Origin of the sequence: Dietzia psychralcaliphila (genome assembly GCF_003096095.1) — a bacterium.
GTDB classification, from domain to species: Bacteria; Actinomycetota; Actinomycetes; order Mycobacteriales; family Mycobacteriaceae; genus Dietzia; species Dietzia psychralcaliphila.
Genome location: NZ_CP015453.1, coordinates 2,989,319 through 3,013,120 on the forward strand (window position 1 = coordinate 2,989,319; position 23,802 = coordinate 3,013,120).

Sequence of the window (23,802 nt, forward strand, 5' to 3'; positions counted from 1 at the left end):
CTGCATACTTTCCAAAGCCGCCGAGCCGGATAGCGCGTCTACATACTGGCGCCACAGGTCCTCACTCACCTGACACCCCCGCCGGTCAACGTCCCGGGGTCGAACGGCACGACGCTGCGCCACTGCCCGCGTTCGGTGTCCACGAGCGTGGCCCGCGGCCAGGCGTCGTCGACCCGGATCGTGGGGTCAATGCGGGTGGCGTCGTTCTGCCCGGTGGTCAGGACCAACCGGGATATGTCCGAGCTGAAGCCGAACAATCCGAGCGAGGTGAATGCCGCGACAGACCGAAACCGCACGACCATCAGCACCCCGCGGGAGGCGGCTCGCGTCAGCAGTAGCCGGAACTCAGAGCAGAACCCATCGTGATCGAAGGGTCCGTTCTCCCCAAAACCGTCGATCACTGCGATGTCGTCCACGATCACCACGTGATCGATCCTCGAAGTTCGTTCCTCGTGCGAGTTCGTCAGAGACAGGAGGAACTCCCCGGCCCGGTCCGCCCCGACGCATGAGACCTCGACGGAATCCGTGGGACCATCGATGTCCGACACCAGGTCCCGTAAGCCGCCGCCTACCGCGCGGTCGGAGGTGTCGACGAAGCTGACGCGCGCCCCCTCTGCCCGGGCACTGCCGAGGATCGACACCGCCAGAGACGCAGTCACCGCGTTCACGACTTGGTCGTCGGCTCCGATCACCCCGATGCACCCCGGATTGCCGTGTTCCATGCTGAAGCCCTCGACCGTGGGCGCCACCCCCACCGGAACGCCGACCGCCGCGACCGACTCCGCATGCGTGCCAGACCACGTACTGAAGGAGCTGCTGGTGAAACTATCGGGCCGTCGCGACGTTCCGACCTCCTCACGGTGCCGCCGCCACAGCCGTCCACGAAGTTCGTTCAGATGTGTGGGTTCGGCCCAGACAACCGTGCCAGTGATGTTGGCGTCAGGACGCCCGAGCTCGGAGTTGACGATCACCCGGCCCCTACCCGTGAGGTCCGCGGCGGCGAGGTTGCCGTAGCCGAGGATCGACTCCGACTCGGCGATCGTGTTCTTGAGCGAGATCCGATGGTGGAACTGGGCGAAGATCGATTCGCGCTTCGTGCCCAACGCCTGGATTCCGGACAGTGTCTGAGAGGCCAACACCAGATGGATGCCGTAGGCCCGTCCCTTGCGAGCGAGCTTCTCAAGGAGTTCGACCGCGCGTTGTGCCTGTGCGTCATCGGGTTCGAACAGGACCTGAAACTCGTCTGCGACCACCACAAGGCGAGGCATGTCCTGGCCGGACAGTTCCCGGTAGGACGAGACCGAGGTCGCCCGCACGGCCTTGAACTCAGCGGCGCGACGGTCGAACTCTTCGACAAGATGCTGCAGGACGGCGATCCCGTAGGAACGGTCGCTCTCCAGACCGAGGACCGCCACATGGGGTAGCCAGTCGTCCCCGTCCTCGGGCGCGAGCTGTGCGAATTCGATCCCTTCCTTGAAGTCGAGTAGATACATCTGGAGGTCTCGCGGCGAATGACGGTGCGCGAGGCTGTAGATCAGCGCCAGCAAGAGATTTGACTTTCCCGAGCCCGTCGCACCACCGATGAGCACGTTGGGCGTCGCCGGATTCGCACCGCTCAGCATCAGCTCCAGCGTGGACCCGCCGGCGCGACCGATTCTCGCGGTAAGTCTGTCCACACCCCTGTCGCTCCACTGGACGGGCCGGTCGCCGAGGAGCGAGCTGAGGGTCATCGACCGGTCGGCCTGCGCCGAGATCGCCTCCAACCACGCCACCATCGCGTTGTTGCGTTGTGACGTCGTGAGAGCGCGGTCCCGACGTACCGGCCCCAGCTCACGGACCGAGGTCTGGATGCTGGTGGCGGACACGTCGAGGCAGACCATACGCCCATCCGGGTCGAACTCCTCGTCACCTTCGAGAGGGACGGGCCCGGTAGGCCTCCCCGGGGTCTCGACGAGCACGGTCACGCCGCGTCCCGCGCACCCGCTGATCAGCCTCTCCAGGGCATCGGCTCCTTGGCCGCTCAGGCCCGCTGGCGCGTCCAGGACCACGACGAAGTGGTGTGGCCCGCGCTCCCCCGAGGCCAGTTCGGAGAATGACGTGACGCCTGACAGGCTCATCTTCTCCGCCACCTCGGAGAGCCTGGCCAACAAGTGGTTCAGATGGGTGACGAGCGCTTCCTCGTGATGGATCGCCGGCCGGAAGTGTTCCGGGAAGTCCTTTCGGAGTAGCGAGGTGAACCCAACCACACCGCGCACCCTCGGATCGAAGACGGTGAGCTCGAATCCCTCCGGCGGAAAGGCGAGCGCAGCCCTGACCACGATCTCGGCGATGAACTCCCGGGCGTCCTCGCCGGTGATCCGCCACCCCGGCACAGCCGAGACCGGCAGGAGTGCCGCAGCCCCGGTATCGCTGTGGCTTCCGATGCGAAGCGCAGCCGCCATCGCGTCACCGACCGGCGGGGTTCCCCACGATGAGCTTCCCCAGTTTGCCGCGGCCAGCCCTGGAGCCGCGTCGGATATCGCGCTGTGTAGCAGAGCCCGCGACCGGAGTGTCTCGATACGCAGTTGCTCCTCCAGCGCGGTGCGCTGCTGCCCGGCGTACATCTGCAGGGTGCGGTCGGCGACCTCCGCCCTGTCCCGAATTGACCCGCGCAGACTCTCAACGCGTTGGTCGAGCGCGGCCTCGACGATGGCGGCCTGACCGGCGAGTGCGCTGAGGCCAGAGAGGGTCTGGTGCTTGGCCCGCGAGACGGAAGCTGTGGAGCCGTCGTCGCCGCCGGTCGTCACTCTCCACCCTCCACATCGCGATCGCCGACGGACACCACCACGTCAGCCACCCGAATCACTCGTCCATCGAGAGTGATGCCATTGCGCTGGACACTCAGGATGGTCCCTCGCGGGGAGTCAGAGGGCAGTTGCTTGACCACCCTGTGGACCGTCGGATCGACACGTCCCGAGATGTCGATGGTCTCTACCCCGAACTCCTCGAGGACGTCCATGATCTCCTCGCCCGCTGACATCGCGAGGGGGTCGGGCTCGCCGTCCCAACTGTAGATTCGGTCGACTATCCCAACCAGCCGATTGGCCAGAGGGCGCAAGAGCCGGGACTGTATTACCCGGTCATCCAGTTCCGACCGCTCCTTGAGTTCAGCGACGAACTCGATCTTCGCGCGGTCGTCCAACAGCCGGCGACGGAACAGCGCTTCAAGTTCGTCCAAACGGCCGAGGATCCGGTCAGAGGGGTCCAGCTCCCGGAACCGTTCCTGCTCGGCGGCATCCGAATGGGGGCACATGACAGGTCCTCCTAGGTGAACCGGGCTGCGGCGATGATCTCGCGTGACTGTTCGAGCTGATCGGGCGTCATCGACTCGGGCCGACGGACCTCCATTTCGCCCAGGTGGGTCCCGTCAGTGAGGTCGACCAGCTGGACGTGAATGATCCCGTCGATGTCCGCGGAAAAGACCACTCGCAAGGGGCTACCTGCGGGCCGGTTGGGGGCGAGCTTGAGAATTGCTTCGCCGAGGAGATCGACGGTGTCCGCGGCCGCCCCGTCGTCGTCACCCACCGCGATCTGAAGGTTGACCACCTGTTGGTTGTCGACGGCAGTCGCATAAGAATCAGCTGACACCTGGGACGGGATAGTAGTTTGCGGCGGCATGACCAGACTCAGGGACATCCGCTGCGTCTGATCCAGGGCCAGAACCCCGATCCCTTGCGAGATCACGTCGGACAGTTCGATGCTCTTGCCTTGTGGGAGCGCAGGCACCGACCCGCCGAGGTCTGCCTGTGCCTGTTCAGCGATGATCGCCGCTCCGAGTGCCACAGCTTGATCGGGGTGAACGGTCCGATCCGGTTTCTGGCCCGAGATCCTCTCGACCAGCCGCCCCACCATGGGCATCCGCGTGGACCCGCCGACGAGGATCACCTTGTCCAGCTGCTCATAGGTCACACCGGCAGCCTCGAGGGCTTCCTCGACCAGAAACTCGGTCCGGGTGAGCAGATCAGCCGCTCCCTGTTCGAACTCCTCGATGGTCACGCTCAAGCGGGCGGTCTTAGCCCCCGCAGAGACGTGCACCGAAGCCTTCCCCGATGTGGAAAGCGTCCGCTTGGCGTTCTCCACTCCCTGCATGACGTGCTCGATCACATCCTCGGGGATACGGCTCCCGGTCTCTGCCTCAAACTTTGCGTCCACCACCGCGAACAGTTCGTTGTTGAAGTCGAACCCGCCGAGGTTGCGATCCCCGGTGGAGGCCCGCACATCAAAGTTCCCATTGCGGCAGTCCAGGATCGTGACATCGAACGTGCCGCCTCCGAGGTCGTAGACGAGCAGCGTCCCGGTGAAGTCGTGTTCCAGCCCGTAGCTCAGCGCGGCGGCGGTCGGTTCGTTGATCAATCTCAACACGTTGAGGCCAGCGAGCTCGGCGGCTTGGCGCGTTGCGCTTCGGTGTAGGTCCGAAAAGTAGGCGGGGACGGTCACCACCACGTCGGTGATCTCCTCGCCGAGGATTTCCTCGGCGCCGGCCACCAGACTCGCGAGGATCAGTGCGGACACGTCCTCGGCCCGGTATTCGTTGTCGTTGCTCTCCGGCAAGACCAGGAAAGAACTATTGCCGATCTGACGTTTCACGTGGGTCACCACGTTGTCTGGTTCGTGAACCAGGAGGTTCAGTGCCGCCGATCCGACGGTGACGTCATCGCCGTCGAAGTACACGACCGACGGGGTGACATCCTCACCGGCCGTGTTCCGGACGATCTCCGGCTTCCCACTGCGCCCCATGATTGCGACCGCCGAGTTTGTGGTACCCAGATCGATCCCTATTGCCCGCCCCATGTGCTCTCCCCGCTCCGTCCGGTACCTAGTCAGTAACTGATCGCGGCCTTGGCCAGCGTGTCCCTGTCGTTGGACTTGTACCGGGGAACCCAGGAGACCTTGTAGACCACGAACCCGGCGGCGATCGCCACCAGGAATCCGAGCCACAGGATGCCGATCATGCCCGCGACGATGAGGATTATCAGCGGGGAGAACAGGATGGCCGCCTGGCCGAGCAACCCGTCCGCCGGCACCGAGAAAGTCCTTTCCTCCGCACGATTGAGGAACACGTCGATTCCGTCGAGATGCTTGGTCGTCTCCTGGTCGGAGTTGTAGTGGCGAGCCTCCGCGATCAGCGGACGCATAGTCTGGATCTCCGCCTCGTTGGTGATCATGTACCTGCCCCGGCTGTTGACGCTGGGGATAGCCTCTGCCTGTTGGACGAGTAGGAGGGCGTAGTAGTCGCCTACGAGCTGGTTGCCAGCAAATCGTTCCAGACTCGACTTCATCAACGAGAGCGCGTGTGCTAGCTGCCCGTTGTTGGACATGATGTTGGCCACCGCGACCAGGTACTGAGGAGCAGACTGATCGAGACGCATGCAGGTCTCGTAAGACGTGAGTGCATCTCCGAAGTCCCGCAGTTTCTCCTGGACCATGCCCAGTTGGAAGTAGGCCTCAGGGTCGTTTGCCGCGATCTGGGTGGCCTGACGGGCCTCGTACAGTGCATCCCGGTCCTGCCCCAGGCCGGAGCTGGCGCGAGCCCGCAACATCCAGGAATCGGCGCTGTTTCCGATGGTGTGGGTGGCCTCCCTCGCGGCGTAGGCGGCCGAATGGTAGTCCCCGCGACTCAGTGCGCCGCGCGCTTCTTCCACCCAGTCGATCGCGCCATCGCCTCTGGGGGATGAATCCTCCTGCTGCACGCCCTGTGTGGTGAGTTCCCTGTCGTACGCCTGCCTTTGGGCGGGATCTTTGAGAATTTGATGGGCCTCCTTGAGCCGGGCCATCCATGTCTCCGCCTCCTGGCGACGGCTGAGGTCGGGTGAATTGGTGACCTTGCGCCATTCGCGACTCTTGCCCTTGTACGCGGCGGTGATCTGGTCCTCGTCTGCGTCGCGAGGGATGTCGAGCAGCGCGTAGTAGTCGACCTTGACAGCCATGTGCGGTTCTCTCTTCCACTCGGGTTCTCCTGAGAGAAGTTACAGAACCCACGGACTCCCATCTGTCCCCTGAACGTATGACATCGTGCTTGTCCACTGCCCGGGAAAATGCCGGATTTCTGCTCTCAGCAGTGCTGATAAGAATTGACTCGGGGCCGGGTTGCCATCACTCCGTACCCACTTATGAGACGGGAATCGAAGTAAGTAGAAATGAACGAACGGGTCAACCGGCGTTGCTCGCCGAAGCCTCGGGCGCCAGGTCCAGCCGGCGCAGCAGCTGTGCGTTGACCGCCACCACCACGGTGGACAGCGACATGAGGATCGCCCCGACCGACATCGGCATGATGATCCCCACGGGCGCGAGCACACCGGCGGCCAGAGGCACTGAGACGAGGTTGTATCCGCCGGCCCACCACAGGTTCTGCACCATCTTCCGGTAGGTGGCATCGGAGAGCGCGGCCACCGAGACCACCGAGCGGGGATCGTCGGACGCCAGCACCACCCCGGCGGAGGCGATCGCTACATCGGTGCCGGCGCCGATCGCGATGCCCACGTCGGCCTGCGCCAGCGCGGGGGCGTCGTTGACACCGTCACCGACCATCGCCACGCGGCGCCCCTCCTCCTGCAACTGCCGGACGGTCGACGCCTTGTCCTCAGGCCTCACTCCGGCGAAGAACCTGTCGATGCCCAACTCCGCGGCCACCGACGCGGCCACGGCCTCGGCGTCACCGGTGATCATCTGCACCTGCACACCACGTTCGTGTAGCCCCGCGACGGCGATCGCCGACTCGGGCCGCACAGCGTCGACCAGCTTCAACGCACCCACCACGGACCTGTCGACCAGCACGTGCAGGATGGTCGCTCCCTCCGCGCGCCAGGCCTCCACCGTGCTCTCGTCACCCCCACCGAGTTCGGTCAGACCCTCCTGCTCGAGCAGGTACGGCCCGCCCACCTGGACCAGGCGTCCGTCGACCCGGGCCTCGACTCCCACCGCCGGTGAGGAGGCGAAGTCCGCGGCGTCCGGCACCTCGAGCTCCAGGTCCCCCGCTGAGGCCACGATCGCGCGTGCGAGCGGGTGTTCGGAGTCGGACTCGGCGGCCGCGGCCAGGCGCACCACCTCGTCGTGTGTCCACCCCGGCACAGCCTCCACGCCCGTGACCGCGGGCGCCCCCTTGGTCAGGGTGCCGGTCTTGTCGAACAGCACCACGTCGACGGTGCGCATGCCCTCCAGAGCCAGCCGGTCGGTGATCAGCACGCCGCCGCGGGCCGCGCGCTCGGTGGCGATGGACACCACCAACGGGATCGCCAGCCCCAGCGCGTGCGGGCAGGCGATCACCAGTACCGTGACCGCCCGGGCCACCGCCTGCTCCGAGTTCCCGAGGAGCTGCCACGACACCGCGGTCACGGCGGCGACCCCCAGCGCGTACCAGAACAGCCATCCGGCGGTGCGGTCGGCGATTCGCTGGGCGCGCGAGGAGGAGTTCTGGGCCTCGGCGACCAGTCGGCGGATGCCCGCCAGCGTGGTGTCATCGCCAACGGCCGTCACGCGGATGCGCACGCCCGAGTCCGTGGCCACGGTCCCGGCCACCACCTGATCGCCCTCGCCCCTGCGGACGGTGCTGGACTCGCCGGTGATCATGGACTCGTCCATGCTCGCCGAGCCCTGGGTGATCACGCCGTCGGCGGGGATGTTGCCGCCCGGGCGGACGATCACCTCGTCGTCGACGAGCAACTCCCCCGGCTCCACGGTCTCCACACCTCCGTCGACCACCCGCTCGGCCTGGTCGGGCAGGAGCGAGGCCAGGGAGTCCAGCGCGGACCCGGTCTGGGCGAGCGAGCGCATCTCCACCCAGTGGCCCAGCAGCATGATCACCACCAGTAACGCCAGCTCCCACCAGAACTCCAGCTCGTGGCCCAGCAGCCCGAGCGTCGAGCCCCAGGAGGCCAGGAAGGCGACGGTGATACCCAGACTGATCAGCAGCATCATCCCCGGTTGGCGGGAGCGGAGCTCGTCCCAGCCGCCTCCAAGGAACGGGCGCCCGCCCCAGAGGTACATGACCGTGCCCAGGGCCGGCGCCACCCACAGGCCCCAGCCGGGGACCTCGTAACCGAGAAGCATGGCGAACATCGGCGAGAACGCGACGGTGGGGATGCCGAGGGCCAGCATGATCCAGAAGAGGCGCCCGTACTGCCGGACGTGATCAGAGTGGTCGTGATGGCCACCCTTCGGGTGATCGGCGTGGTCGGCGTGGCCTGCATCCGGCTCCTGGGCGTGCATGGGCTCAGCCGCCTGTCGTCGTGGGGATCGTGATGGTGAAGCGTGCACCGTGCCCGGGGCCGTCGCTGGCCGCGCTGACGCGTCCGCCGTGGGCCTCCACGAGTGCCCGGGTGATCGCCAGCCCGATGCCGCTGCCCCCGCCGTGTCGGCCTCGGGCGGTGTCCACGCGGTAGAAGCGGTCGAAGAGGTGATCCAGGTGGTGCGCGGCCACCCCTTCGCCGGTGTCGGAGACCGTGACGGACACCCGGCCCTCCCCCACTGGGCCTGTGCTTCCGGTGCTCGGACCGACGCTGGTGCTGGTGCTGGTGCTGACCGTGACGGCGCCACCGGCAGGGGTGTGCCGCAGCGCGTTGTCCAGCAGGTTCCCCAGCACCTGCCCCATGCGGTCGACGTCCACGGTGACCTCGGCGGTGGCGACATCGCGTGCCGAGAGCTCGACCCCCTTGTCGGCGAACCGCTCCCGGGCGGCCTCTATCGCGGTCCCCACCAGCACCGCGACGGTGGTGGGGACGGGATGGAGGCGGGTCAGATGCTCCTCGGCGTTGGAGACGGCCACGATGTCCGACGCCAGGCGCTCGAGCCGCCGGGTGGCCGTCCACAGCACCTCCCTGGTGTCGTCGTCGAAGTCGCGGACGCCGTCGTCGATGGCTTCGAGGTAGGAATCGATCGTGGCCAGCGGGGTGCGCATCTCGTGACCGAGGTCGGCGAGCATCCGGCGCCGCGAGGTGTCGGTGGCGTCGAGCCGCCGGGCGAGTTCGTTGACGCTCGTCGCCAGGTCGTCGAACTCGCGGCCCAGCTCGGGGCTCGCGATCCGGGTGTCGTAGCGCCCGCCGGCGATCTCGACGGTCGAGGTGGTCACGACGGCGACGGAACGCTGGACCCTGCGGGTGAGGTACCAGCTCGCCAGCAGCGCCAGGAGCACCGCGACGCCCACCGCCAACCCCCAGGCCAGGACTATCGAGTCCGTGAACGCCTCCTCGACGTGGGCGGCCTCCGCGGAGTCGTGGTCGATCCCGGCCTGCCCCAGATGGTCGTGGAAGATCTCCGGTGCCAGCGCCGACGCGACGAGCCACGCGCTGCCCGCGCAGCCCACCACCACCCCGGCCATGACCACCAGGAGACGCGTTCCGAAACTCGCCCCGGCGAGCCGGCTGCGCCGCAGCTCGGCCCCGGCGCCTCCACTCACCGTCCGGCCCCCATCCGGTACCCCACGCCGCGGACGGTGCGGACGTAGCGACCGCGCGTGGCCTCGTCGCCGAGCTTGCGGCGCAGGTGCGCGATGTGGACATCCACCAGGTGGTCGTCGCCGACCCAGTTCGGGCCCCACACCGTCTCGATCAACCGGGAGCGGGTGAACACGACTCCCGGGTCCCGGGACAGGGCGGCGAGCACGTCGAACTCGGTGCGGGTCAGTGCGACCGCATCCCCGTCGACGCTCACCTCGCGCCCGGCGACGTCGATGATCAGACCCCCGATCCTGCGCGGACGCGCCTCCACCGCGCTGCTGCCCGCGGGCCCGGCGGCGACCACCTCGTCGTCGTACCCGATCACGGGACCCCGCGGTCTGCGCAACATCGCCTGGATCCTGGCCATGACCTCGCGGGGGCTGAACGGCTTGGTCATGTAGTCGTCCGCGCCGACGGACAGCCCGATCAGTGTGTCGACCTCGTCGGTCCGGGCGGTGAGCATCACGACGTACGCGTCGGAGTGCGCCCTGATCCGCCGGCACACCTCGACCCCGTCCAGCCCCGGCAACCCCAGGTCCAGGACGATCACGTCCGGGTCCACCGACCGCGCCAACGTGACCGCCTCGGCACCGTCGCCGGTGACGGTGACCTCGAATCCGTCGCGACGGAGATACGAGGCGACCAGGTCCGCGAGGGACTGCTCGTCGTCGACGACCATCGCCCGCAACCCCGTGGGCGGGCGCGGCACGGGATCGGGTGCACCGGCCTGTCCGTGGTCGCCAGGGCTGGGGGTCATGGGTCCCATCATCGCGCCCCTCCTGCGGTTCCGCCGCCCCCGCGACGGCCTTGACCAAACCTTCACACGACCTCCATCCGGAGCGCCGGACCCGACGGGCAGGATGGTTCCCAGCAGTCCGGGCGCCCGGCCGCTCCGTTCGAAAGGACCTCGACGATGACCAGCAGGATCTTCCTCGCCGCCGCAGCCGTGGCCGTCCTCACGCTCTCCGCCTGTGCCGACGACGGCGACGACACGACGGCCACGACGCCGGCCACGACCACCACCGCCGAGGACGGCGCTCCCGCGACCACCGAGGAGGGCGACGCGTCCGAGCACTCCGCCGCCGACGTGCGGTTCGCGCGGATGATGATCCCGCACCACGAGCAGGCCATCGAGATGAGCGACATCATCCTGGCCAAGGAGGGCGTCCCCGACGACGTCCGCGAGCTGGCCGAGGAGATCAAGGCCGCGCAGGGCCCGGAGATCGAGCAGCTCGACGAGTGGCTCGGGGAGTGGGGCGAGCCCGGCATGGGCCGCGGCGATCATGGCGACCACATGGGCGATCACATGGGTGACCACATGGGTGACGCCGGCGAGATGCGCATGATGGACGGGATGCTCTCGCCGGAGGAGATGCAGGAGCTGGCCGACGCCGAGGGCACCGACGCCGCGCGGTTGTTCCTGGAGCAGATGATCGTCCACCACGAGGGCGCGATCGACATGGCCGAGGACCAGGTGTCCGGCGGCACCCACCCGGAGGCGGTCGAGCTGGCCCAGACCATCATCGACACCCAGCAGCGGGAGATCGATCAGATGCGCGAGATGCTCGCCGGCCTGTGACCGTGACGAGTGCTCTGACGACTGTTCCCCGCCCGTCCGCGCGCCGTCGCGCCCTGCTCGCGGCCGTGGTCGCGGGATCGTTGGGGCTGACCGCCTGCACCTCGGCCGGGCCGGAACCGGACTCCACCTCCGACCGGGCCGCGGCCACCCTCGTCGAGCGACACGGCCTCGAGGGGTTGGACGCCCGGCAGGTGATCGAGCGGCTCGACACCATGCCCGTGGCCGAGCGGCCCGACGACCTGTGGGCTTCCGTCGAACCGGACCAGCTGGTCCTGAGCGACCCCACCGGCGACCTCGAGGAGGCGGCGCTGCCGATGCCGGCCGACGAGTTCTACCTCTCCGTGGCCCCGTACCGGACCTTCACGCACGACTGCTTCTTCCACAGCCTCACCACGTGCCTCGGGGAGCTCGGCGGCGAGACCGTGCAGGTGACCGTGACGGACGGGGCGACCGGGCAGACCGTGCTCGACGAGACCCGCACGACCTACGACAACGGCTTCGTGGGCCTGTGGCTCCCGCGCGACCTCACCGGCACCCTGACGATCGCGCACGAGGGCGACTCGACGACCTCGCCCGTCTCCACCGGCGACGACGACCTGACCTGCCTGACCACGATGCAGGTGGCGTGGGCGGCGGCCGATCGCGTCGACCTATCTGACGACTGACCTGCTCAGGCCCGCGCCAATTGACCCGACTCGCCGAGGTGACGTACCCAACAGACGCCGGGAGAGCGGTGGCTCGTAGGGGTAGACCCTGACGACCCGGCCGGGCGCGCTGCAGGGGTCCCCCGATCTTCTCCCGGATTTCCGTTCCGCCCCGGGTGAGCGGCGCGCGGCCGCGGCTAGGGTGACCCCGACGTCAGTCGAGTCGCCTCTCCCGCACCGTGAAATGAGACGCCATGAACGAGCAGTTCCCCTACCGGCCCGACGAGTCCTCGGACGCCGGTCGGGACCGCCTTCCGGCGCCCACGGACCAGTTCGCCCCCATCCAGAGGTTCCCCCCTGAGCAGTTCCCGACGGAACGGTTCCCGACGGAACGGTTCCCGACGGAGCAGTTCCCGACCCGCCCGGCCGCCGGGCCCGCCGAACCCCTGGCGCACGAGGGCGGTCTGCCCTACGGCAACTCACCCGCCGCGCCGTACCGCCCTGACCAGGACTTCGCCCCCCGGCATCTGGGAGCGCCACCCGCGTTCGACAACGACCCCTTCGTTCCCGGCCCGTACCGGCCGTACCTGCCGCAGCACCTCATGCCGCAGCACGTCATGCCCCAGCAGTACCCGCCCCAGCCCTTCATGCCGCAGCCCTTCATGCCGCAGCCCTTCATGCCGCAGCCCTTCATGCCGCAGCCGTACCCGATGCAGCAGACCGTGTTCGTCGCCAACGGCGGCGGCAGGCGCGTCAACCACGTGCTGCACCTGATCCTGACCATCCTCACCTTCGGCCTGTGGCTCCCGGTGTGGGCGGTGCTCGCGATCGCCAATTCCTAGCGGCCGGGTCGACGCCGGCGTCGACCCTGGAACACATCGCTCAACACAGTTATCATCGTCGAATGACGATCAATGACGGGGTTGCGTGCGCGGACACCACCGGGTGCCGGTCACGGACGGAGCCGGGAGCGGCCCCCGAGTCAGGGCCCGGACTCGATGCCGCTGCCGCGCTGTTCCGCAGCCTGTCCGACGGGACCCGGCTGGCGATCATCCGCCGGCTCGCCCGCGGTGAGACCCGGGTCGCCGACCTGGTGGCCGAGCTCGGGCTGGCGCAGTCCACGGTGTCCGCCCACGTCGCGTGCCTGCGGGACTGCGGGCTCGTGGAGGGGCGGCCGCAGGGCCGGCAGGTGTTCTATTCGCTCGCCCGTCCCGAGCTGATGGACCTGCTGGCCTCCGCCGAGACGCTCCTCTCCGCGACCGGGTCGGCGGTCGCGCTGTGCCCCGACCACGTCTCGTGAGCGACGCGTGCGGGTGCGGCCCCGACGAACCGCTGGCCGGCGAGCACGAGGACCGCGGTCCGGAGAAGCTGTGGCAGGTCACCGAGATCCGGGCCGCGGCCATCGCCGGGCTCCTGCTGCTCGCGGGACTGATCCTCGGCTGGACGGCCGGCCCCCACGCGGCCGGGTCCGCGCTGTTCGTGCTCGCGCTGCTGGTGGCCGGTTACACCTTCGTCCCCTCGACCCTGAGGCGGCTCGTGCGCGGCAGGATCGGCGTGGGCACGCTCATGACCATCGCGGCCGCCGGTGCGGTGATCCTCGGACAGATCGAGGAGGCCGCCATGCTGGCGTTCCTCTTCGCCATCAGCGAGGGGCTCGAGGAGTATTCGGTCGCACGCACCCGCCGCGGCCTGCGCTCCCTGTTGTCGCTGGTGCCGTCGACCGCCAGCGTCCTCCGCGGCGGGCGTGAGCTGCGGGTGGAGCCCGACGACCTGCGTCTGGGCGAGGTGATGATCGTCCGACCGGGCGAGCGGATCGCCACCGACGGCACCATCCGCGCCGGGCGGACCGCCCTGGACAACTCGGCGATCACCGGCGAATCGGTCCCGGTCGAGGCCGGTCCGGGGGACGAGGTGTACGCGGGGTCGATCAACGGCAGCGGCGCCCTGGAGGTCACGGTCACCGCGGAGGCGCGGGACAACTCGCTGGCGAGGATCGTCCGGATCGTCGAGGCCGAACAGTCCCGCAAGGGCGAGGCCCAGCGGCTGGCCGACACCGTCGCCAGGCCCCTGGTCCCGGGCATCCTCGTGGCCGCCGCGCTGATCGCGGTGGTGGGGAGCCTGCTCGGCGACCCGCAGGTGTGGATCGAACGGGCCCTCGTCGTCCTGGTGGCGGCCTCGCCCTGCGCCCTGGCGATCTCGGTGCCCGTCACCGTGTACGCCGCCGTGGGTGCGGCAAGCCGGTTCGGTGTGCTGGTCAAGGGTGGCGGCGCTCTGGAGGCCCTCGGCCGCATCCGCGGAATCGCCCTGGACAAGACCGGCACCCTGACCCGTGGCCGTCCTGCCGTCGTCGAGATCGCGACCGCGGACGGGGTCTCCGGGGCGGAGGTCCTCGCGGTGGCCGCCGCTCTGGAGGCCCGCAGCGAACACCCGTTGGCGGCGGCGATCCTGGACGCGGCCGGCCACGAGGTCCCCGCGGCCCGGGAGGTCACCGCCGTCACCGGCGCCGGCCTGACCGGGCTGCTCGACGGGCGGTCGGTCCGGTTGGGTCGGCCCGGATGGATCCGGCCCGGCCCCCTGGCGTCGGATGTCGAACGGATGCAGCACCACGGCTCGACGGCCGTGCTGGTCGAGCGGGAGGGCGAGGTGCTGGGGGCCATCGCGGTCCGCGACGAGCCGCGGCCCGAGGCCGCGGAGGTGGTCGCCGCGTTGCGCCGCGACGGCTACCGGGTGGCGATGCTCACCGGGGACAACGGCCGCACCGCCCGCGCGCTGGCGGCCGAGGTGGGGCTCGACGACGTCCACGCGGACCTGCGGCCGGAGGACAAGGCCCGCATCGTCACCCGGCTCCGCGCGGAGAGGGCGACGGCGATGGTCGGCGACGGCGTCAACGACGCCCCCGCCCTGGCGACCGCGGACCTGGGGATCGCGATGGGGGCGATGGGCAACGACGTCGCGATCGAGACGGCCGACGTGGCCCTCCTCGGCGAGGACCTGCGGCACCTGCCCCGGGCGCTGCAGCACGCCCGCCGCTCCCGCCGGATCATGCTGCAGAACATCGGGCTCTCGCTGGCGATCATCATCGGGCTGGTGCCGTTGGCGCTGGCCGGCGTCCTGGGGCTGGCCGCGGTCGTGCTGGTGCACGAGCTCGCGGAGATCCTGGTGATCGCCAACGGTGTGCGCGCCGGACGCACGCGCCGCGGGCTCAGCCCCGGTGGAGTGACTGCACCCGCACCTCGAGCTCGGTACCGACCGGCACCGAGGCGCCCAGGGCGTCCCGCAGGACCGACTGGATCTCCCGCACGCTCTGCCTGACCGGTCGGGAGGGGTCCAGGCTCACCTCGACGGTGACCCTGTTGCCGTCGCGGTCGACGTGGAGACCGAAGTGACTCAGGACGGGGCCGGCCCGCCGTATGCGGGCATCGAGCGCCCGCAGTGAGGTGCCGATGCCGGGTTCTATCCCGTTGACCCCGGGGACGGCGACCACCAGGTCGATCAACTCCGCTGCCGTCGGCTCAGTTCTCATGAAGATCCTCGATGTGGACGTCGACCACCAGGTCGACGAGGTCGAATTCGCGGGCGCACGCACCACGCACCGCCTGTCGGACCGCGTCCGCCAGGGCGGGCAGATCCGGGGTCGACGCCGCGAACGAGACGCGGCACGCGATGCGGCGGGGCAGACCGCGGGTACCCCAGCCCTCGACCGGATCGTGGTCGACGGTGGTCCGCAGACTCAGCACCCCCGGGACGCCGTCGACGGTGTCGCGGATCAGTGTCCGCAGGGCGAGTTCGGTCAGCGAGTAGGGGCCGATGTCGGTGGGAGGCATCTGCACCCGCGCGCCGTGTCGGGCATCCGCGCGGACGGCCTCCGCCAGTGCCGACCTCGCCCGACCGGACAGCTGCACGGAGTCGTCGCCCCGGCTCTCGAGCTCGTCCCAGTCGCGGTGCAGGGCACTGATCTGATCGAGATAGTGCCGGGTGGCCTCGGCGTCGTCGGGTCCACCGGGTCCGGAGGATCCGTCCATGGTGTTCACCGCCATTCCTTCATATATTCGATCACGTGCGTGCGGGCACGCGCGAGGCGGCCCCGCGCGGTGGACTCGGTGATGTCGAGCGCGGACGCGACCTCCCGATAGGACATGCCGTCGATCTCGCGCAGTGTCCAGCAGGACCGCAGATCCGGGTCCATCGTCCCGAGCACCCGGGCCAGGGCCTGCATCTGCGCGTTGACCACGGTGGTCTGCGCGGGGTCGGACCGGGGGCCCTCGTCGCGGTGGACGTTCAGGAGCTCGGGCGGCTGGGCGTCGGTGGAGCGGCGGGCCCGGCGGCGGGCGATGTCGGTCGCCCGACGCGAGCAGATCTGGGACAGCCAGCTCCGCACCGCATCCGGGTCGTCCAGGAGATGCAGCCGCTTCCACGCGGTGAGCAGCGACTCCTGGACCACGTCCTCGCTGTCCTGCCGGTCCCCCAACACCAGGTAGGCGATGCGGAACAGGCGACCCTGGTGGCGGTCGATCAACACGTCAAAGGCGTCGGGGTCACCGTCCTGTGCGCGCAGCACCAGGGTGCGGTCGGGGTACTCCCCCGGCGGGGAGGGCGCGGGGGTCATGCCGCCTCGGAGACCAGTTCCCCGCCCGCACCGTGATGGCGCACGGCCACGCGGTCGGATCGGGAGGTCCGCGGGGTGTGCACGCGGACCAGCAGGTCGACCGACCGAGGGCTGGTGCCGAGGGCGGTCTCCGGATCCGCGGCAAGCACCCGGCGGGCCTCCTCGACAGCCCATTCCACCTGCGCCTCCTCGGCGATCGTCACCTCGGCCAGGATCCGCAGGGAGGTCGTGGAGCCGGAGACCCGCACGGACGCCTCCTCGACGCCGGGGACGCCCTCCACCCGCTCGGCGAGCGCACGTTCCAGCACCTGGGGTTCCAGGGTGGCCAGGACGGTGCCGTCGTCGTCGTGCAGACGCAGAGAGGTGTGCGCCGGTGCGGTGGGGATCTGCGCGAGCAGCAGACCCAGCCCGGCGAGCACGGCGAGGACGGAGGCGGCGGTGGCGGCCGGCAGTGCCCACCCACGGTGCTCCTGCACCAGCGTCGACACCGTCGAGTCGGCCGGCACCGTCAGGCCGGCGAGCGGCGAGCCCGCGGGGATGAGGGCGAAGGACACCGCGACCAGCCACGCCGCGACGGCCAGGGTCAGCAGACCCGCCACCGTCAACGCGATGCGGTTTCGGGTTCCGGAAAGGCTACGCATGATGTGTCGTCCTCTCAGCTTCTGCGGTGGGTGCGCACGCGGGGGCGTGACGGGCCGGCCGGACGCAGTTCGGCCAGCGCCCGGTCCACGGCGTCCTTCGCACCCCGGGTCACCGGGGCGGCATCGTCGACCACGGTCTCCACGGCCACATCGATCCGGCGACGACGCACGGCCACGCTCGCACTGTGCACGCCGTCGACGTTCTCGGTGCGCCGTTGGATGCGGCGCGCCAGGTCCCGGCGGGAGATGGCGGTTTCGCCCGGGACGGCATCCTCGAGGACCAGGACGCGCGACGGGCGGCCCGGCATGAGGGCGGCCAGCAACAGGGCGAGCCCCACCACGGCCAGGACGACGGCGGCGATGCGCATCTCCGTCGATCCGATGCCCGTCCCCGAGATCGCCTCCACCGTCGCGGACGCCGCCGAGGGCCAGGTGCCGTCGACCAGGTAGGTCCCCAGCAGCCAGCTCCCCAGGCCGCCTGCGACCAGGAGCGCCGCGGCGAGCAGTCCCACCGGGATGGCGCGCGGTGGCCGTCTGATCAGTCCGCTTCCGCGGGTCCGTGCACTCATCTCAGTGCTCCTCTCGTCGCGGTCCCGGGGTTGAGCCACGAGATCTCGATGTCCAACCGGCCCACCTGGAGGCCGGTCAACTCGCCGACCCTCTCGCGCACGTACCGGCGCAGGCCTCGGCAGGTGTCGGACAGGTTCACGGGGAACGCGACGCCCACGTCCAGCGTGAGCACGGCGACGGTCCCGTAGAGGTCGCAGGTGGCCGACGGGCGCGAGTCGAAGTCCCGGCGGGCGCCCACCCCCAGCAGACCTCCGGCGGCGCCGCCCACGTGGGTGTACTCGGAGGCGACCTGCTCGGCGATGCGGCCGACGACGGACGCGGGGATGGTGGTGAGTCCGCGCTCGGCGGCCGGCCGGAGCGCCTGGTCCTGCGGTGCGGACTCCTCGACCGCGGCCGGATCCGTGGCGGGCCGGCGACCGGTCTGGTCAGTCTGCGCGGCGGTCACGGGTCACCGCCTCCGGCGATCGGTGAGGCCCTTGATCTCTACGCGCCCCTCCATGGCCAGGCCCACGGCCACACCGATCACGCCGAAGATCAGCACGATGAGGAACTGGCCGATGGAGCCGAACGCGGCGACGGCGCCGAGGAACAACCCCACCAGAAGTGTGAGATGGGTGGTCTTCATGAGAACTCCTCGCTCAAGGGGGTGCGGGGGCGGGCCGGGTGACCCGCCCCCGCGGTGCAGCAGTGGTCGGTGGGTGGGCGCGGATCAGCGCAGCTCGCCGCGCCCGCTCTCGGAGCTGGTGCGGACGTCGTCGCCGTCGTCGTCCTGGGGCAGGCGGACGTCGGCCACGTTGACGTTGACCTCGACGACCTCGAGTCCGGTGGTGCCCTCGACCTGGTCGATGATGTTGCGTCGGATGGCGTTGCCCACGTCGACGATCGAGGCGCCGTACTCCACGACCACCGTCACGTCGATCGCCGTCTGGGTCTCGCCCTTCTCGACGCTGATGCCGCCCGTGACGTTGGTCTGGGCGTTGGGGATGCGATCGGTCACGACCGAGAAGGCGCGTCGCGCGGCGTTGCCCATGTCATAGACACCGGGGACCTCGCGCGCGGCCATCCCGGCGATCTTGGCCACCACGGCGTCGTCCAGGGTGGTCACGCCGCGGGACGTCTGGAGCGGCCCGCGCGCGGGCTGCTTCTCGACGGACTTCTCCTGCGCCTCGGCCTGCGCGGCCTCGGCGGCCTGCTGCTCGCGCGACTGCTCACGGCCGGTCTTCGGAATTGCGTTCGACATGATTCCTCCTCGCGGGAAGGTCCGGCACCGGGCCGGGCCTTCGATGAACAACTACACAACTAAGACGTCACGAGTCGCCGGATCGTCACGAGAGATCTCGACCTTTTTCTCCGGGGCCTCGATCAGGTTTTCCGGGGCCTCGATCAGGCCGTGAACCTGTTGGTCACAGCGGCCTGGTGCCGGGTGGACGAGCCGTCGCGGCTCTAGTCCGTGATCCCCGGCAGACGATCGATCCGCACGCGCAGGGCACGCTCGGGCTGTCGCAGTCCGAACTCCGCGCGGCCCCGTCGACCGATTCGGGCGCCGCGGCGGGGCCGGGCACGGTGTCCGGGCCGGGCACTGTGTGCAGTCCGGGCACCGCGGCCATCGGACAGTGACACCGGGGCCCACAGGAGCACCGTGGTCACGACCACGACGAGGGCGAACACCGTCACGGTGAACACCGCGGGCGCCATCCAGCCGCTGCGGGCGTGGAGCACCGCGCCGGCCGCCATCTCCGCTGACGACACGACACCGCCCATGGACGCCCCGAGCGAGACCATGCCGGGTATCAGGGCGACGGCGACCGCGCCGGTGGCGAGTACCGCGAAGCCCGCGAGCCTGAGCCTTCGGCCGGGGCCGGGGCGGGTGCGCGGTCCGGGGAGAGAACTCATGTGCGTTCTCCTTTCAGCGTCTGCCCCTGATTCGGAGACCTACACCACACGGATGGGGGCGCCGGACCCCCACCGCGGGCGCCGCCGCGACCTCCCGACGAGCGAGCCGCGACCTCCCGACGAGCGAACAGGTGGCCCCCCTACCCCGGAGGGCGTTGGGGGACTATGGTCATCCGCGTCCACCGTCGATCCGCGTCCTCCGTGGATCCGCGGTCGAGCAACGTGGATATCGAGCAACGCGGATACGCAGTCGAGCCGGAAGAGGAGTTCCATGGCCACCTCCACCATGCCGCCCCAGGTACTGGGGCAGCGGTTGCAGTTGACGACCCTCGAGTTGGGGGTCGGCGCAGCGCTCGCCGCGGTGACGGTCCTGGGGGTCACCCTGTTCGCGGTGTCGAGCGAGTCCGCGCAGTCCTCCCCGGGCGCGGACCGGAACGCCTCCACCGCGGTGGTCAGCCAGGTCCCCTGAGGGCTCCCGCCCTCCGGCCCAGGTAGCGGCGCTCGGGCAGCGACGTCGACTCCTCCGCCGCCAGGCCGTAGAGCTCGGCGGCCGCGGCCCTGTCCCCCGCCAACTCGTGCAGGTACGCCTCGGCCGCGGTGCGCCGGGGCACCGAGCGCGGCACCGCTTCGAGCGCGGCCAACCCCTCTCGCGGCCCCACGGCGTGCCCCACCGCCACCGCGCGGTTCAGGCGGGCCACCGGGCTGTCGTTCAGCGCGAGCAGCTCGTCGTACCACTCGACCACCTGCACCCAGTCGGTCGCGGCGGCGGACGGCGCGTCGGCGTGGAGGGCGGCGATCGCGGCCTGCGCCTGGTACTCCCCCAGCTCGTCGCGGGCCAGCGCCGCCTGCAGGATCGCCACGCCCTCCGCGATCGAGCGGGTGTCCCAGCGGCTGCGGTCCTGCCGCGCCAGCGGGATCAGCTCGCCGTCGTCGTCTCTCCGCGCGGCCCGGCGGGCGTGGTGCAGCAGCATCAGCGCGAGCCACCCCCGCACCTCGGGATGATCGATCGACGCCGACAGTTGCCGGGTCAGCCGCAGGGCCTCCTCGGCCAGGTCCACCTCGCCGGTGTACCCCTCGTTGAACACCAGGTACAGCACCCGCAGCACGGTGGCCACGTCCCCGGGACGGTCCAGCCGCTCGCCGGAGAGAGTGCGTTTGGCGCGACTGATGCGCTGCGCCATGGTGGCCTCGGGGACCAGGAACGCCCGCGCGATCTGCCGGGTGGTCAGCCCACCCACCGCGCGAAGCGTCAGCGCCACCGCCGACGCGATGGGCAGCGACGGGTGGGCGCACAGGAAGTACAGCCACAGGGTGTCGTCGACGTCGCGCTCCGGCCTCTCCCCTGCCGCCGGGTCGGCGCCCGGACCACCGGAGGAGAACGACGACGACGAGCTCACCACCTGCTCGGCCGCAGCCAGTTCCTCGCGACGCCGACGGGCGGCCTCCGCGCGCGCGGCGTCCAGGAACCTGCGCCACGCCACGGCGATCAGCCAGCCGCGGGGATTGCGGGGCGGGCTCTCCGGCCAGGTGCGCTCGGCCTCGAGCAGAGCGTCCTGCACGGCGTCCTCGGCCGCCGCGAAGTCCGCCCCACGGCGCACGAGCACGCCGATCACCCGCGGGGTCAGCTCGCGCAGTTCCTGCCCGTCTGCGGTTGGCCCGGTCTTGGCAGGCCCGTGCATGGCAGGGTCAGCCCTCGAACTCCGGGGGAGCCTCCAGGAAAGGCCGCAGCTCGAGCCACTCGTGGATCGGCTCCCCGCCCGCCCCCGGGGCCGCAGATAGCTCGCCCGCGAGCTCGAGGGCCCGCTCGTAGCTGGCGGTCTCGATGATCATCCAGCCGGCGATGAGGTCCTTGGTCTCGGGGAACGGGCCGTCGGTCAGCGGCGGGCGGCCCTCGCCGTCGTACCGCACCCACGTCCCCGACTCCGACAACGCGTTGGCGTCGACGAACTCGCCGGACTCCTCCAGCCGAGCGGCGAAGTCGTTCATGTACTGGATGTGGGCGGACACCTCCTCGGGCGCCCACTCGGTCATGGGCACGTTATTGGGTGGCTCCGGGGCACCCCGGTAGTGCTTGAGCAACAGGTACTTGGCCATGGCGATCCTCCTCGTACTGTGCGACCCAGTGTGGTCGCTGCACTAGGGGGACGGAACCGGATCCGGGTTCTCGACATGAGCGACCAGATCGGTCACACCGTGGTCATGTGCGGGCCAATCGTGCCGGGTCGAGGTCGAGGCGGCGCAACAGCTGGGCGTTGAGCGCCACCACGATGGTCGAGACAGACATGAGGATCGCCGCGACCGCGGGGGAAATCGCCACGCCGACAAAGGCCAGAACTCCGGCGGCCAACGGCACAGCGATGACGTTGTACCCCGTTGCCCACACCAGGTTCTGCCACATTTTGCCGTAGCTGGCATGGGAGAGGTCGATGATAGACAGGACCGCCCGCGGGTCGTTCGCGGCGAGCACCACCCCGGCGGATTCGATGGCCACATCGGTCCCGGCACCGATCGCCACGCCCACATCAGCGCGAGCCAAGGCGGGGGCGTCATTGACCCCGTCGCCGACCATCGCCACCCTGTGCCCGCGCTTCTGGAGCTCGGTGACCTTGGCGTCCTTGTGCTCGGGAAGCACCTCGGCGAACACCTCGTCAATCCCGAGGTCCGTGGCCACGGCGTCCGCGACCTGCTGGGCGTCGCCGGTGATCATGGCGACCGAGACCCCACGGGCGTGCAGGGCGTCGATCGCCTGCCGGGACTCCTCCCGCACGGCGTCCTCGAGCGCGACGGCCCCCAGGATCCGGTCACCTTCGGCGACGTGCAACACCGACGCCCCGCGCGACACCCACTGCTCGGTCACCTCCGCGACGTCGGTGGGAATCGACAACCCCAGTTCGTTGAGCATGGCGGGACCGCCGACGCTGGCCTCGATGCCATCGACACGGGCGCGGACCCCACGGCCTGGCAGGGACCGGAAATCGGTGGCGGCGATCCGCTCGCCGGCCGGCACCCGGTCATCGGCCGCCGCGACGATAGCCCGGGCGACGGGGTGTTCACTGTCGGCCTCGACCGCCGCCGCCAACGCCAACACCCGCTCCCCGGTGACCCCGCGCGCGGCGGTGACTCCCGTGACCCGGTGCTGGCCCTCGGTCAAGGTGCCGGTCTTGTCGAACAGGACCACATCGACGGTGCGCATGCGTTCGAGCGAGAGCCGGTCCTTGACCAACACCCCGGACCTGGCCGCTCGTTCGGTGGAGATCGCGATCACAAGTGGAATAGCCAACCCCAGCGCGTGGGGACAGGCGATCACGAGCACGGTCACCGTGCGCACCACGGCCTCGTCGACGTTGCCGAGCAACGCCCAGACCGCAAACGTGAGGATGCCCACGACCGTGGCGAAATAGAACAGGAACGCCGCGGCCTTGTCTGCCAGAGCTTGCGCTCGGGACGAGGAGGCCTGGGCGTCGGCGACCATCCGCTGGATGCCGGCCAGAGCCGTGCTCTCGCCCACCGCGGTGATCCGAACCCTCAGCGCGCTGTCCGTCGCAACGCTTCCGGCGACCACGGTGTCGCCGGCTTCTCTGGTGACCGTCTTGGATTCGCCGGTGATCATCGATTCATCGACTTCGGCACGGCCGTCGGTGACCGTGCCGTCGGCGGGCACCCGCGCTCCTGCGCGCACGAGCACCAGGTCCCCCAACTCGAGGTCCGGAAGCGGAACTGCGACAGTCCCGGAATCCGTGATCTTCTCCGCCGAGTCCGGCAGCATGGCCGCCAGCGCATCGAGGGCTCCCGAGGCCGAGCCGAGCGCGCGCATCTCGAGCCAGTGCCCGAGCAGCATGATCACGATAAGCAGCGCCAGTTCCCACCAGAAGTCCAGCTCGAACCCGCCGAGGCCCAAGGTGGTGATCCAGGAGGCGACAAAGGCGACAGTGATCGCCATGGAGATCAGCAGCATCATCCCCGGGCGGCGCGAGCGGAGTTCGGCCCAGCCGCCCGTGAGGAACGGGGTGCCGCCGTAGAGGAAGATCACCGTGCCCAGCACCGGGGCGATCCACATGGCGCCGGGGAAATTCGGCATGGTGTAGCCGAGCAGATCGGCGACCATGTGGCTGAAGTACACCACCGGGATCGCCAGCACCAGCGACGCCCAGAAGCGACGGCGGAACATCTCCCCGTGTGCCCCGTGCCCAGCGTGTCGATCGTGGCCCCCGTCCTCGCCGTGCCCGCCCGGCCCGACATGGGCGACGTGCTCGCCGTGCTCGGCGGGGGGCGGGCTGTGAACCTCGGCGCCGTGGCCGTGTCTGGTCGGCGCCGGGTTCGGTTGCGCGGGTCCGTGTTCCGGATGCGACATCAATAGCCTCCTGGGAGTGGCGGGGCTCAGGGGTTCGGCTGTCTTGGG

26 protein-coding genes are annotated in these 23,802 nt (G+C 69.9%); 7 read left to right on the top strand and 19 right to left on the bottom strand.

From position 1 onward, the window contains the following. Window positions 1–65 precede the first annotated feature (65 nt). The 7 genes from A6048_RS13790 to A6048_RS13820 form a co-directional block, all read right to left on the bottom strand. Complete coding sequence (locus A6048_RS13790; RefSeq protein ID WP_107745872.1) at window positions 66–2,786, bottom strand: FtsK/SpoIIIE domain-containing protein; 2,721 nt, start codon at window positions 2,784–2,786, stop codon at window positions 66–68. Beyond that, window positions 2,783–3,292, bottom strand: coding sequence for a nucleotide exchange factor GrpE (gene grpE / locus A6048_RS13795; RefSeq protein ID WP_107745870.1), 510 nt, complete (start codon window positions 3,290–3,292; stop codon window positions 2,783–2,785). The genes A6048_RS13790 and grpE overlap by 4 nt, the downstream gene beginning before the upstream one ends. An 11-nt stretch (window positions 3,293–3,303) precedes the next feature. Beyond that, window positions 3,304–4,830 (bottom strand): Hsp70 family protein, encoded by a 1,527-nt coding sequence (locus A6048_RS13800; protein ID WP_107745868.1) that lies wholly within the window; start codon window positions 4,828–4,830, stop codon window positions 3,304–3,306. Between the two features lie 29 nt (window positions 4,831–4,859). After that, window positions 4,860–5,966, bottom strand: a complete 1,107-nt coding sequence (locus A6048_RS13805) for a DnaJ domain-containing protein (RefSeq protein ID WP_107745866.1) — start codon at window positions 5,964–5,966, stop codon at window positions 4,860–4,862. A gap of 223 nt (window positions 5,967–6,189) precedes the next feature. Beyond that, on the bottom strand, window positions 6,190–8,244 hold the full coding sequence (locus A6048_RS13810) for a heavy metal translocating P-type ATPase (RefSeq protein ID WP_107745864.1): 2,055 nt from the start codon (window positions 8,242–8,244) through the stop codon (window positions 6,190–6,192). A gap of 4 nt (window positions 8,245–8,248) precedes the next feature. Then, window positions 8,249–9,352, bottom strand: coding sequence for a sensor histidine kinase (locus A6048_RS13815; protein ID WP_107746618.1), 1,104 nt, complete (start codon window positions 9,350–9,352; stop codon window positions 8,249–8,251). A gap of 74 nt (window positions 9,353–9,426) precedes the next feature. After that, complete coding sequence (locus A6048_RS13820) at window positions 9,427–10,149, bottom strand: response regulator transcription factor (RefSeq protein ID WP_107746617.1); 723 nt, start codon at window positions 10,147–10,149, stop codon at window positions 9,427–9,429. Between the two features lie 234 nt (window positions 10,150–10,383). Between A6048_RS13820 and A6048_RS13825 the strand changes: the two genes are divergently transcribed. The 5 genes from A6048_RS13825 to A6048_RS13845 all read left to right on the top strand — a co-directional run bounded on the left by A6048_RS13825 (window position 10,384) and on the right by A6048_RS13845 (window position 15,005). Next, window positions 10,384–11,049, top strand: coding sequence for a DUF305 domain-containing protein (locus A6048_RS13825; RefSeq protein WP_107745862.1), 666 nt, complete (start codon window positions 10,384–10,386; stop codon window positions 11,047–11,049). A 2-nt stretch (window positions 11,050–11,051) separates the two neighbouring features. After that, entirely contained in the window at window positions 11,052–11,714 is a 663-nt protein-coding gene (locus tag A6048_RS13830) for a CueP family metal-binding protein (RefSeq protein WP_327495571.1), read from the top strand. A 233-nt stretch (window positions 11,715–11,947) separates the two neighbouring features. After that, a complete protein-coding gene (locus A6048_RS13835) occupies window positions 11,948–12,535 on the top strand; it encodes a hypothetical protein (RefSeq protein ID WP_107745860.1) in 588 nt (195 codons plus the stop codon). Window positions 12,536–12,597: 62 nt separating this feature from the next. After that, on the top strand, window positions 12,598–12,993 hold the full coding sequence (locus A6048_RS13840; RefSeq protein WP_107745858.1) for an ArsR/SmtB family transcription factor: 396 nt from the start codon (window positions 12,598–12,600) through the stop codon (window positions 12,991–12,993). Beyond that, window positions 12,990–15,005, top strand: a complete 2,016-nt coding sequence (locus A6048_RS13845; RefSeq protein WP_107745856.1) for a heavy metal translocating P-type ATPase — start codon at window positions 12,990–12,992, stop codon at window positions 15,003–15,005. The genes A6048_RS13840 and A6048_RS13845 overlap by 4 nt, the downstream gene beginning before the upstream one ends. Here the strand turns inward: A6048_RS13845 and A6048_RS18305 are convergent. The 9 genes from A6048_RS18305 to A6048_RS13880 form a co-directional block, all read right to left on the bottom strand. Then, window positions 14,896–15,216, bottom strand: coding sequence for a hypothetical protein (locus tag A6048_RS18305; RefSeq protein WP_146166327.1), 321 nt, complete (start codon window positions 15,214–15,216; stop codon window positions 14,896–14,898). The genes A6048_RS13845 and A6048_RS18305 overlap by 110 nt on opposite strands. Beyond that, a complete protein-coding gene (locus tag A6048_RS13850) occupies window positions 15,206–15,730 on the bottom strand; it encodes a hypothetical protein (protein ID WP_017838014.1) in 525 nt (174 codons plus the stop codon). The genes A6048_RS18305 and A6048_RS13850 overlap by 11 nt, the downstream gene beginning before the upstream one ends. Further along, on the bottom strand, window positions 15,721–16,299 hold the full coding sequence (locus A6048_RS13855; RefSeq protein WP_107745852.1) for an RNA polymerase sigma factor: 579 nt from the start codon (window positions 16,297–16,299) through the stop codon (window positions 15,721–15,723). The genes A6048_RS13850 and A6048_RS13855 overlap by 10 nt, the downstream gene beginning before the upstream one ends. Next, window positions 16,296–16,940 (bottom strand): hypothetical protein, encoded by a 645-nt coding sequence (locus tag A6048_RS13860; RefSeq protein ID WP_017838016.1) that lies wholly within the window; start codon window positions 16,938–16,940, stop codon window positions 16,296–16,298. Before A6048_RS13860 ends, A6048_RS13855 begins: the two co-directional genes overlap by 4 nt. A gap of 14 nt (window positions 16,941–16,954) precedes the next feature. Then, a complete protein-coding gene (locus A6048_RS13865) occupies window positions 16,955–17,509 on the bottom strand; it encodes a DUF6286 domain-containing protein (protein ID WP_107745850.1) in 555 nt (184 codons plus the stop codon). Then, on the bottom strand, window positions 17,506–17,955 hold the full coding sequence (locus A6048_RS13870; protein WP_017838018.1) for an Asp23/Gls24 family envelope stress response protein: 450 nt from the start codon (window positions 17,953–17,955) through the stop codon (window positions 17,506–17,508). Before A6048_RS13870 ends, A6048_RS13865 begins: the two co-directional genes overlap by 4 nt. A 3-nt stretch (window positions 17,956–17,958) precedes the next feature. Further along, window positions 17,959–18,135 (bottom strand): hypothetical protein, encoded by a 177-nt coding sequence (locus tag A6048_RS18425; protein WP_162845654.1) that lies wholly within the window; start codon window positions 18,133–18,135, stop codon window positions 17,959–17,961. An 84-nt stretch (window positions 18,136–18,219) separates the two neighbouring features. After that, window positions 18,220–18,750 (bottom strand): Asp23/Gls24 family envelope stress response protein, encoded by a 531-nt coding sequence (locus A6048_RS13875; protein WP_176475066.1) that lies wholly within the window; start codon window positions 18,748–18,750, stop codon window positions 18,220–18,222. 203 nt (window positions 18,751–18,953) lie between these two features. Continuing rightward, complete coding sequence (locus A6048_RS13880) at window positions 18,954–19,403, bottom strand: hypothetical protein (protein WP_107745848.1); 450 nt, start codon at window positions 19,401–19,403, stop codon at window positions 18,954–18,956. A 271-nt stretch (window positions 19,404–19,674) separates the two neighbouring features. On the opposite strand from A6048_RS13880, the gene A6048_RS13885 reads away from it, so the two are divergent. After that, on the top strand, window positions 19,675–19,872 hold the full coding sequence (locus A6048_RS13885; RefSeq protein WP_107745846.1) for a hypothetical protein: 198 nt from the start codon (window positions 19,675–19,677) through the stop codon (window positions 19,870–19,872). Here A6048_RS13885 and A6048_RS13890 read toward each other — a convergent pair. From A6048_RS13890 to A6048_RS13900, 3 genes are all read right to left on the bottom strand, one after another. After that, complete coding sequence (locus tag A6048_RS13890) at window positions 19,856–21,082, bottom strand: RNA polymerase sigma factor (protein WP_107745844.1); 1,227 nt, start codon at window positions 21,080–21,082, stop codon at window positions 19,856–19,858. The two genes, A6048_RS13885 and A6048_RS13890, sit on opposite strands and share 17 nt — an antisense overlap. Before the next feature lie 7 nt (window positions 21,083–21,089). Continuing rightward, entirely contained in the window at window positions 21,090–21,497 is a 408-nt protein-coding gene (locus A6048_RS13895; RefSeq protein ID WP_095718236.1) for a YciI family protein, read from the bottom strand. A gap of 103 nt (window positions 21,498–21,600) precedes the next feature. After that, a complete protein-coding gene (locus tag A6048_RS13900) occupies window positions 21,601–23,571 on the bottom strand; it encodes a copper-translocating P-type ATPase (protein ID WP_235027528.1) in 1,971 nt (656 codons plus the stop codon). A 6-nt stretch (window positions 23,572–23,577) separates the two neighbouring features. Between A6048_RS13900 and A6048_RS18710 the strand changes: the two genes are divergently transcribed. Continuing rightward, complete coding sequence (locus A6048_RS18710; protein WP_244911015.1) at window positions 23,578–23,760, top strand: hypothetical protein; 183 nt, start codon at window positions 23,578–23,580, stop codon at window positions 23,758–23,760. Window positions 23,761–23,802: the final 42 nt, after the last annotated feature.